This is a genomic window from Olleya sp. Ti.3.14, from assembly GCF_038154885.1.
Classification (GTDB): domain Bacteria; phylum Bacteroidota; class Bacteroidia; order Flavobacteriales; family Flavobacteriaceae; genus Olleya.
In genome coordinates, this window is sequence record NZ_JBAKAO010000007.1 from 191151 (window position 1) to 201555 (window position 10405).

Here is a 10405-nt window from a genome sequence, read left to right on the forward strand (position 1 = left end):
TATTATTTTTAAAAGATACCAAATTTTCTATGGTTAATAGTTACTGTCTTTATGCAGTTAGACCCTTTATCTCTATAAACTGTTAAATCTCTAATTTTTAAATTTTTCCCTTTAATAGATTCACAAAACACTAAAAATGTAGTTGTTTTTCCGTTAACTACTATGGATTTATTTATTTCACCACATAAATATTCTGAAAAAGCATTAGCGTTTAGTTTTTCTTCAGATATAAGCATTATTTTATTTCTAAAATCGCCATCACTTATAAAAGGTACCGCTTTAGGTTTTGTTTTAGATGCGTTATCTTCTTCTTTATTTTTATTTATTTCATCTAAAGGCTTACGCTTTGTTACTCTAGGCGTTTTGGTGTTGGTGACTATTCCTTCAATCTTGCTGGTTTCGTCTTCTGTAGGTAAAACGTTAATTTTCTTTTTAGAAATATGTTTCATATCTCCATTTACTACCAATGACACAGTATACAATCCAGGCTCTTTGTACTTATATTCTGCACGTCTACTAGTAGAATTTGCATTTCCAGTTTCGCCAAAGTACCATTCCCAAGTCGAGGCATTTTCTGTCTCGTCTTTAACCGTTATTGTTTCTCCAAAATCAATTGTACTAGGTAGTTTAAATTTAGGAAGTTTAGTGGAATCAATAACAAATAATTTTTCATTAATTGTTATTACTTCCAATTTTTCGCAAATATTATTAACCAATAAGCTAACTGTATATTCTCCTGGTTTATTATAAATATGAAGTGGTTCTTTACTTGTGGATACTTCTGAGTCGTCTCCAAATTTCCATTCCCAACTATTTGCGTTATCAGTATAATCTGCAAATTTTATTAATTCGCCTTGTCTTAACTCTTTAGATAGCACTCTAAAATCCACCTCTTCGCAAGGCTTGTATTTTGTATATCTAAAAGCAAAAACAGATGCCGAAATTAAAAATACTACGATAAACAGACGGATTACGGTCTTGTCTAAATGTTTTGATATTGTTGGTTGACTACTCATGTCTACTTTAAAAAATTATAATTTATTGACTTAAACTATTTGTTTTATTTGTGCTTGACTAAATTGACTTTATTCTAACATTTTTATTTTGTAAGGAAAAATACTAACTGAGTGCTTTTCTAAATATAATAATAAATTATTATTAATAACATCCCATTCATTAGCTTCTGTATGCACGTTTGTATTTGGAGTTATTTCTATGTTTATACATTGTAATAATCCTTTATTTAAGGCTATATCTGTGGTATAACCTTTGGTTACGTTTACTGCTTTTATTTTATCATTGTACATTTCATAACATAACGCTTTAACGTCTTCTTTAGATACTATACGATCTCTGGATAATAACGACCGCCTGTAAGCATTTAAACGCTCATTCATGCTTAAATCATTTTTCCCACCATGACTTGTAGTAAGCAGCATACTACTTTTTTGTCTTATCCCTATACCGTTATAAACACTTAAATCGCTTCCTGATTTTACATTATTACCATCTTTACCATTGGTTGTCCAATAATCTACCAATAAAGTTTCCTTCTTTTTAAACGGTTTTAAAGTAATGTAAGTTGTTTCTGTTATTTGGTGTGACAGCTCTGATACTTTATTTTCTAATAATGAAATTAATTGATTTAGTGTCTTTAAGTTTTTAAATAAAAAGTCATTATTATAAAATGAAAATGATGCACTTTCATCTTTTAATAACTCTATCAAATGTGCAATGTATTCTTTTGCTTTTTTATTGTCTAATTTACCAATATTATCTGTTCTTACAGAAAATGTTCCTTTGTCAGTATTGGAATCGTCTTTACTATTAGCTTTATACTTAACATTGTTGGTATTAGTTATTGATTTTAAATCTAAAAATAAGTCTTCCGTTTTTATTGGGATTATATCAATAAACTCCTTCATTTGATACGTAAAGCTATTTATTTTTCGGTTAATAGCTGGTACTGCATTACAAGTACAGTATAAAGTTTCTAGCATTTTATTACTAACAACTCTTGGAAATACAATTTTAATCCATCGTACGTCCTCTTCAAGTTTAATTTTATTAGTTTTTATTAATGTATCCAGCTCTGTAAAAGAAGACTCCATTGCAGTCATGCCATTTAAGGATTCTTTAACCGTTATGTAATGTTTGCTATAATTATTTCTTACCAACTCCTCTATATTGTGTGTTTTATCAGAGGTTTTATTAAAGATACTGTTAAGCTTTAATTCGTTAGTTTTTTCGCTATTAAATAATCCTTGATTTGTTTTAATTTTAAAATCATTAACATACCATTCTGTATTTTTTAAATGATGATAAAACACCTTATCTAGCTTAGTGTCTTGTTGTTCAAAATAAAATGAAACATCCTCTAAGGACAACTCTTTTTCTGGTGAAGTTACACCTAGATAAATAGTAGATTCTGGCAAAGCAGCATGATTACCTGCATTAAAAATAGGTAATAATTGTTTGTTTAAAGTTATTTCAGAAATTTTACCTCCTGTTGCAATATATTTTACATCTGCATTAATAAGATTAAAATCTTGGACTGGAGAAAAATAAATGTCTTTAAAGTTTTCTGACACATTTTTGTAAGACACTTTCTTTTTAAAATTAAATAAATAATTAGGGTTAATTTTTAAAATTGGCTCTGTTGGTTTAGTGTGTAAAATAGCGTGAGATGGTCTAGCTCCAAAAATATATTCTGGAGTCATTAACTGAATTATCTTTTCGGTAATTCGTGTTTGAGATTGATCTATATCACTAGATAATTTTTCAATTTCAGCTGCGCATGCTGTTATTAAAAGTGATACTATTGGATCAAAAGACATGTCAATTTCGTTTGCAGGCACACCCCAAAGTGTAGCTGCACGCTTTAACATTCTATTTTTTATTTCTTCTTTACTATTTTCTTTCATTCTTTTGTATAAAAATGTGTTTTAGTAAGATAAAGGTCCAATGTAAAAATATTCCTTGTACATAAAATCTTCATTTGTCTTTTTAACTTTTCCTATAATCTTTAATGACACCTTCTTTTTAACAATACTACTCTCTTTTTGCGTAATTTCTTCTTGTTTTATACTTACATCAATATAAACATTGGTTAAACGCTTTTCATGATTTTTAAGCGACTCCAATAAAGAGTCTGATATGACACTTTTAATTTTATTAACACTTGATAAATTGTCAAAATCAACATTCCAAATAGAGCAACCAAAAGTGTCATCAAACGTACACTCCCCAAAATAAGATGTAGTTAGTAAATGAATGCTATGAGAAATAGACTCCTTAATACTACATTTATCATGTGCTTTATTTACCATCAATCTTTTAGTGTCAAAGGGTAGTGAAAAGTAATTGCTATTCATTTTAAAAGTATTTAATCCCAAAAATACATAAATAAATTATGCAAACTAAAACCGATTAAGGGTCATTTGTTGCACTTTATCAATTATTAATTAAAATTGCTCGATATTATAATTTTTAAAACTAATATTTTTTATATTTTAGTGTTATCAAAAAAAAATAAATTTTATGAATAGATTACAATTCTCCTGTTTAATAGCATTTTTAGGTTTTATTTCTTTGGCAACGTCTCAAAATTTTAATTTTGAAAGTCTAGTTGTAGAAAAAGACAGCCATGTACCTGTTGATAATGCAACAGTAACTATTGAAAACACTGATTTAATTGTAAAAACAAACTCGGACGGAAACTTTAAATTTACGCGTTCCATCCCAATTGGTGATCATGTAGTTACCGTTACTAAAGAAGGATTTGAAACAATATATTTTTTGATAAAATCCGAAGAAAACAAGCAAATTTTAATAGATAAAGTTGAGCTTGAAATAACCAAAGAAGAAGCTAAAAAAAGAAATAGACAAGCTAAAATAGACTACAAAATAGCCAAAGAGCTAGAGCGAGAAAGAAAAGCTAAAGAAAAGCTTTTAGCAAAAAAAGAAAGAAAATTACAGAAAAAAAACTCTGTCGAAGTTGTTTATTACGATACAACAAAATTATTACCTGCAGCAAAACCTGCTGAAGAGGACGTTGTAACCATATCTGAAGCGCAAATAAAATATGCTAAAATTCTTGATGTTCCTGTGGAGCAACTAACTAACAAAGCTTTATATCAATTTATAGATGAATGGGAAGGAACGCCATATTTATTAGGTGGTGAAACTAAAGATGGTATCGACTGCTCCTCTTTTACGCAATTATTAAATGTAAAAGCATTTGATAGATATATTGAAAGAACAGCAGAAAAACAATACGAGTCTAAAAATACCGATAAATTTACAGGTAAAGAATATTTAAAAGAAGGCGATTTAATTTTCTTTGTCGGTCTTGGTACTGACTCAGATGATATAGCTCCAACAATCTCTCATGTAGGTGTATATTTACATAATAATAAATTTGTACACGCAACTAGCAGTAGCAGAACGGAAGGTAAAAGCGGAGTTAAAATTAGTGACTTAACAGATAAATACTGGAAAATAAGATATTACGAAAGTGGCAGAAGAATTAATAACTAATCTTACTTACTACTAATTATATTGGAAACAGAACTTAAATCTATCTTTGAAGAGTTAATCACAACGTACCATAATCTAAAAGCTGAGATTATTGTTACTGAAATTAATAAAAACAAAAAAGATAAAGTTGATTTTTTAATTGAAAACAAAAGTTCTTTTTCTAGACCATACAGAAGAGACATATTAAAAGTTAATAAATCCGAAGATGCAGAACATTTTATTTTAGATTTATCTAGAAACGGAATTTATGATAGCTTACCAGAATCTTTTTTTCATATAGAAAAATTAAGTGATCGTAATAAATCTTTTTCTTTTAAGCGTCAACAATATAAAGAAGAAGAAAAAAATGCAAGACTTTTTTTTAGTCCTATTGAAAACGAATTTTTTAATCAAAGATTAAACATTGAAGAAAACGAAAGACGCATTTTAGATGAATTTTATAATTTAGAGGATGAGTTTTTAATAAAATTCTGGAATATTAATCAAGACATACCCAAAGAATACCAATTAAAACTTATTAAATTACTACCTTATAGTGCTGTTATATCTGGAGATTTAGAACTAACAAAACGAAGTTTAGAAAAAATAATAAAACAAAAGGTAACATTTAAAATAGCGTATAAAAGTCAGTCTCTAGAAACACAATCAGAAACAAATAAACTTGGAGTTAATTTAGTTACACAATCTAAAAAATCTGACGTTTTACAACCCTTTTTGGAAGTTACAATAGGACCTTTGAAGGACAGTGATACAGATGTATTTGTAAATAATGATGGAGTTAATCAATTTTTAAACTCCTTTTATAGTTATTTCATACCTTTAGAGCTAGACGTGGTAACAAAAATTATCACAAACAACGATAAAGGATTTGTTTTAAGTAAAAAACAAACCTCTATAATGGGATATTCAACCAGTATTTAGAAATTAAAAATGGGATCATTTAGTAGTATAGTTAATGGAGATGCTTTTAAACTAAGCTTAATCTTTTTTATAGTAGGATCACTAATCATGATATTAGTGACCAAATTACGAGCAGTATTTACAAAAAATAAAAAGAAAGCCATTTTATATGCAATCTTTACATTAATAACGTTTGCATTAGTAGGATTAGTAAGTTCTAGCAAAGTATTAAATGACACACCACTAAGTAGCTATATAGGTATACAATTACTATTTGTAGCATTAGGCGGTTTACACTTATATATTATAAACACCTATTTTGAAGACCTAATAGAAGATAAATCCTCATTTTTTCCACCATTTTTATTTAGTATAGCTATACTTTGCATAGGTTTAATTGCTTTTTTTAACGTTGTAAATAAATTTAGAGAACCTTTTAAGTTTTTATACCTAGCCTCTTCCCTAACCTTTATAATACCATTTTTAATATACAAACTTTACCACTTTGCAATATTAATACCAGTTCCAATTTATCAAAAATGGCTGTATCCATTACACGAAAACATAAAAGATCCCACAGCTAAAGAGCTTAAAGATCCATTAGTGATTAGTTTTGAATTTAAAAAACAAGAACATCGTAGTGATATAACTAATTTTAGGGTAAAAGCACCAGAAGCTATGGAATTTGGAAAATTATTTTACTTTTTTATCAATGACTATAACGAAAGACATCCCGAAAGTAAAATCAACTTTTTAAACGAAATAGAAAACGAACCGCAAGGATGGATATTTTACTTCAAACCTAATTGGTGGAGTGGATTAAAGCACATTAACTTTAATAAAACAATCTCTGGAAACAACATCAAAGAAGATAATGTTATCATTTGTCAACGTGTTGATAATGAATAGTATTTATATCTAATAACACACTTAAACCTCTATTATTTGTATTTCGTCTAAAAAATCGAATTAAATTTGTCAGCCTTTTAAGTAATAAGTAATTTAGGGGTAAGCCAATAATGGTCTTTTAAATATTTATTATTAATTAAAATTTACAAATTATGTCTTTTAAAGCAAAATTAAAAGTAGGAGGAAAAGAGTACAACGTATTAAGCTGTTCTTATGAACTACATCAAGAAACAGATGCTACTGGAAGACCTTCTTCTATTACAAGAGGTGGGAAAATCAGATTAGTAGTAGAGTCAACTGCAGACACAAGTCTATCAGACTGGATGTTTAACAACTTCGAGCGTAGAGATGGTTCTATCGTATTCTTAAAAAGAGATACAGAAGCAACTGCTAAGGAGTTAAAGTTCCAAGAAGGTTACATGGTTAAATATCATGAAAATTTTGATGCTACAGGTAAAAATCCTATGGCAGAATCTTTTGTAATATCTGCTAAAGGAATTGCAATTGGTAATGGAGAACACGTAAATGATTGGGTATAATTAATACCTGATTTTTTTTACATATAATATTACAAAGGAAGTGTTCTCAACACTTCCTTTGTTGTTTAATCCATTAAAAATATAGCCCAATGTCATTTTTATCAAAATTAACAATTGATGATCAAACCATGAATGTTTTAAAATGCTCCTTTGCTTTTGAACAAGGTGCAGATTTTACAGGAAGACCATCACAACGACCTAGAGGAGGACAAATTACTATCCTTATAGAATCAACAAACAAAACAGACTTTTTAGAATGGATGATTTCTTCCAACATGACAAAAAGTGGAGAAATTATATTTTATAAACGAGACAACCTTTCTAGCCTAAAAACAATCAAGTTTAAAGATGCTTATTGTCTTAACTATGTAGAAGATTTTGATGCTGTAAGTGATGAACCACTTAAAACGCATATTGTAATATCAGCTAAAGAAATCTCTATAAAAGATACGACCTTTAAAAATAACTGGCCTGATAAAGTATAAAACCATGAACCATGGAAAAACAAAGGTGAAATCCAATAAAAAACAAAAAAAAGGTATTTGAGTTGACATATAGATAATTCAATATTACTAAGTTTTAAATTTTATTATTATTGAGAAAACTATAAAACAATAAATTTTATAGCCTCTTATTTGTATTCAATAGCAATATAATTCCCATATTTTTCAAATCATATTAAATGACACAAATTGCCTACATAAAAGAATCTGATGATGGTTGGGTTAATGCAAAGTTTTCAAATGGAGACATAAAAGCTTTACCTGAATATCTCGAAATAGAATTAACAAAAAGTGATACTAGAGATTATTTTATAATAAAAGAAGGCGTTTTTAGTGGTCAAAAAGCATCTATTAAAAACACTGGAGGTTCTTATATAAAAAAAGGTTCTCCACCAAGAACTGCTTCAGTAAAAATAGTTTTTTATAGAAGCCAAGAGCTTCTTGAAGTTGTTGGTTTGGGTAAATTTAAAGCAATTACTTACCCAACTACACCCACTCCTTTAGGTGTTCATGATATAAAAATACCTGACCATCCTCATAGTGGTGGAGCTTCTTATACAGACAAAGCAACTTATGCAAAAACATGGTTCTCTTTAGGTTACTTTAGTGGCGTAGGAGATGTTTATTTACATTGCGGTAATTATTCAGCGGGTTGTGTAACAGTCAAAGATATTGAAAAATGGGATACTATCTATTCTTATTTAATTAAAGCAAGACTAGGCCATTCTGATTCAGTAGGCCAAATAACAGTTAAGAGATAATGAAAAAAACAATAGTACTTATCGTTATCATATTCAATTTATTTTCTTGTAAAAAAGACAATAATTGTGACATGTTAACATCTATAGAAAAAACTGAAAAACTGAAAATAGGTGACAAATTACCAGGTTTTTATCCTTTAGGTAATAATAAATTATCTTTTTTAGACTTAAAAAAAGAAAAAATAGCTGTTTTTTTTAAATCAGAAAATGATAATATAAAAGAAGGCTATAATCAAGAAATTGATGATATTATTTGGCAAGAATTGAAAAATAATAATGTAGATATAATTGTTATTTCTGATTTAAAAATAGCCGGCATTTATGGAATCTTTACTAAAGAAAACAAGATTAACAATAATATCTTACTCATAGCAGACAATAATAAAATTATTAAAAAAATATACAAAAACATCTGTATAAATAATATTGCAAATATTATTATTAATAATTAGAAACTTATGTCACAAAAAAGCATAAATAAATTATATATATATTTAAAAGCACTAGAAAGAGTTACTACTTGGCGATATGTTAAAGCTAAAAATATCTTTTCAAAATGAAAAATATAGTAGTCTTTATTGCTTTTACAGTGCTTTTAAGTTGTAACACTAAAATTAGTTCACAAACCGATTTTAAGAAGAAAGATATATTACTATCAGAAATTTATACTAAATTTTCTGATAATAGACATGATTATGCTGCTACAGCAAATGAAGCTAGAGACACCATTTTAAATAGGTTTAAAAAAACCTTACTAACTACTTTAAGTAATCATGAAAGTGCAACTATTCCATTTGATTCATTAGTAAAAACAATACATTTAACGACTTCTAAAGATAAAAAATTAAGAATATTTTCTTGGGACGAATTAAATGGTGGTACTTGGCACATTTATAATTCTGCTTATCAATATAATGAAAATAACAATTCTTTTTCTGGATTTCTAAGACTAGAAAATGACAATGCTCAAAACCCTTTATTTACTGATATAATTCATTTTGAAATTGAAGATATTGAACCTAACGCATATTTAGTTAAAGGATATGGCACTCATGGTAGTGGACAAGATTTTTATGTTTATAGGCTTTTAAATTTTTCTGATGGAAAAATTTTAGATTGTAATACATGTTTTGATGGTAAAGATAAACTGGTCTTTACAAAATCAAGAGCAGACAAAACAAAACCTATTTTTGATACAAAAACCAAACAAATCTCATATCCAGAGATGGTTCCAAACCTTAAAGATGGTGAAGACACAGGTTTTACTGAACAATCTGGAAAAATCATAACATTAAATTACGAAAATGGCACATTTGTTAACTCAACCAATTAAACATTATGGCACTGCAAACCACAACAACGCTTTTTATAGGAGGACTAGAAATACCAGTATTTAAAAGAATAACGTTACATCAACAAATAGATGCACACCATATGCTAGAGCTGGTTTGTCGTATGGATGTGTTGGAAGATTTATCCTTATCTCTTGGCGAGTCTAGTAAAAACTTTTTAGGCGAAACACTGACCATACAAACCCGATCATTAGATGCTTTTGGTGGTTATAAAGAATTAGAATTTAAAGGTGTTGTCACGCAAGTAAAAACCATAAAAGGTCATGTAGCAAGCTCTGGAGACAGTGTCGTGATTAAAGCTCAAAGCCCAAGTTTTCTTGCAGATGATGGTCCACATTACGCCTCGCATAACGACGTCTCTTTGTCTGAAATTATTGAAAAAACTTTTAACGACTATGACAAGTCTAAACTAGAAGTCCTAGTACAACCAAAAAACAACCCTACCCTACACTACTCTGTACAACATAATGAAAGTGCTTATGATTATGCTAGCAGACTAGCAGCGCAATATGGCGAATGGTTTTATTACAATGGATCGCAATTAGTATTTGGAACACCTGACAACAAGGAACTAACACTTACCTATGGTTTTGATTTAAAAGAATACCACTTAAGCCTGTTACCACAATCACACAACTACAAATATTTTTCTAACGATTATTTATTAGATCAAATACACGAAAAAGATGCTAAAGAAGTTACTTCTGGCGTCAATGGATATAGTGGTTTTGTGACTAATAAAGCAAATACCATTTTTAATAAAGAAACCAAAGTATGGCACAATCTGTATAACGATCCTAAATCTAAACAACGTTTAGACAGCAGTATCGAAGCTCAAAAAAAGGCTATCGAGATCAAACAAGTACAACTAAACGGAGTTAGTGATAATCCTGGTGTCACTT

The 10405-nt window shown here is 28.7% G+C and carries 12 protein-coding genes; 9 read left to right on the forward strand and 3 right to left on the reverse strand.

Annotated elements, in window-relative coordinates; genetic code table 11:
* Positions 1–8: 8 nt before the first annotated feature.
* The 3 genes from V6251_RS11250 to V6251_RS11260 all read right to left on the reverse strand — a co-directional run bounded on the left by V6251_RS11250 (position 9) and on the right by V6251_RS11260 (position 3374).
* Positions 9–1016 carry a PKD domain-containing protein gene (locus V6251_RS11250; protein WP_341588306.1) on the reverse strand — a complete coding sequence of 336 codons (1008 nt, stop codon included), beginning with the start codon at positions 1014–1016 and terminating at the stop codon, positions 9–11.
* 69 nt (positions 1017–1085) lie between these two features.
* Entirely contained in the window at positions 1086–2924 is a 1839-nt protein-coding gene (locus V6251_RS11255) for a type VI secretion system baseplate subunit TssF (protein ID WP_341588307.1), read from the reverse strand.
* A 21-nt stretch (positions 2925–2945) separates the two neighbouring features.
* The gene (locus tag V6251_RS11260; protein ID WP_339809352.1) at positions 2946–3374 is read right to left on the reverse strand and encodes a GPW/gp25 family protein; all 429 of its coding nucleotides are present in this window, start codon (positions 3372–3374) and stop codon (positions 2946–2948) included.
* 166 nt (positions 3375–3540) lie between these two features.
* Here V6251_RS11260 and V6251_RS11265 point away from each other — a divergent pair, with 166 nt between their 5' ends.
* The 9 genes from V6251_RS11265 to V6251_RS11305 all read left to right on the forward strand — a co-directional run.
* Complete coding sequence (locus V6251_RS11265) at positions 3541–4539, forward strand: NlpC/P60 family protein (protein WP_341588308.1); 999 nt, start codon at positions 3541–3543, stop codon at positions 4537–4539.
* A 21-nt stretch (positions 4540–4560) separates the two neighbouring features.
* A complete protein-coding gene (locus V6251_RS11270) occupies positions 4561–5460 on the forward strand; it encodes a hypothetical protein (RefSeq protein ID WP_341588309.1) in 900 nt (299 codons plus the stop codon).
* A 9-nt stretch (positions 5461–5469) separates the two neighbouring features.
* Complete coding sequence (locus V6251_RS11275; protein WP_341588310.1) at positions 5470–6348, forward strand: TssN family type VI secretion system protein; 879 nt, start codon at positions 5470–5472, stop codon at positions 6346–6348.
* A 152-nt stretch (positions 6349–6500) separates the two neighbouring features.
* Positions 6501–6887 (forward strand): type VI secretion system tube protein TssD, encoded by a 387-nt coding sequence (tssD, locus tag V6251_RS11280; protein WP_339809348.1) that lies wholly within the window; start codon positions 6501–6503, stop codon positions 6885–6887.
* 89 nt (positions 6888–6976) lie between these two features.
* Positions 6977–7372 carry a type VI secretion system tube protein TssD gene (tssD, locus tag V6251_RS11285; protein ID WP_341588311.1) on the forward strand — a complete coding sequence of 132 codons (396 nt, stop codon included), beginning with the start codon at positions 6977–6979 and terminating at the stop codon, positions 7370–7372.
* A 197-nt stretch (positions 7373–7569) separates the two neighbouring features.
* Positions 7570–8151, forward strand: coding sequence for a L,D-transpeptidase (locus V6251_RS11290; protein ID WP_341588312.1), 582 nt, complete (start codon positions 7570–7572; stop codon positions 8149–8151).
* A complete protein-coding gene (locus V6251_RS11295) occupies positions 8151–8603 on the forward strand; it encodes a hypothetical protein (protein WP_341588313.1) in 453 nt (150 codons plus the stop codon). Before V6251_RS11290 ends, V6251_RS11295 begins: the two co-directional genes overlap by 1 nt.
* Positions 8604–8707: 104 nt before the next feature.
* Positions 8708–9484, forward strand: a complete 777-nt coding sequence (locus tag V6251_RS11300) for a hypothetical protein (protein ID WP_341588314.1) — start codon at positions 8708–8710, stop codon at positions 9482–9484.
* A 5-nt stretch (positions 9485–9489) separates the two neighbouring features.
* A partial coding sequence (locus tag V6251_RS11305) for a contractile injection system protein, VgrG/Pvc8 family (protein ID WP_341588315.1) occupies positions 9490–10405 on the forward strand: 916 nt, incomplete at its 3' end.

What these genes read in the sequence shown, in the direction of transcription:
- V6251_RS11250 (WP_341588306.1), bottom strand. Translation starts at nt 1,016, where the DNA reads ATGAGTAGTCAACCAACAATATCAAAACATTTAGACAAGACCGTAATC.
- V6251_RS11255 (WP_341588307.1), bottom strand. Translation starts at nt 2,924, where the DNA reads ATGAAAGAAAATAGTAAAGAAGAAATAAAAAATAGAATGTTAAAGCGT.
- V6251_RS11260 (WP_339809352.1), bottom strand. Translation starts at nt 3,374, where the DNA reads ATGAATAGCAATTACTTTTCACTACCCTTTGACACTAAAAGATTGATG.
- V6251_RS11265 (WP_341588308.1), top strand. Translation starts at nt 3,541, where the DNA reads ATGAATAGATTACAATTCTCCTGTTTAATAGCATTTTTAGGTTTTATT.
- V6251_RS11275 (WP_341588310.1), top strand. Translation starts at nt 5,470, where the DNA reads ATGGGATCATTTAGTAGTATAGTTAATGGAGATGCTTTTAAACTAAGC.
- tssD (WP_339809348.1), top strand. Translation starts at nt 6,501, where the DNA reads ATGTCTTTTAAAGCAAAATTAAAAGTAGGAGGAAAAGAGTACAACGTA.
- tssD (WP_341588311.1), top strand. Translation starts at nt 6,977, where the DNA reads ATGTCATTTTTATCAAAATTAACAATTGATGATCAAACCATGAATGTT.
- V6251_RS11290 (WP_341588312.1), top strand. Translation starts at nt 7,570, where the DNA reads ATGACACAAATTGCCTACATAAAAGAATCTGATGATGGTTGGGTTAAT.
- V6251_RS11295 (WP_341588313.1), top strand. Translation starts at nt 8,151, where the DNA reads ATGAAAAAAACAATAGTACTTATCGTTATCATATTCAATTTATTTTCT.
- V6251_RS11300 (WP_341588314.1), top strand. Translation starts at nt 8,708, where the DNA reads ATGAAAAATATAGTAGTCTTTATTGCTTTTACAGTGCTTTTAAGTTGT.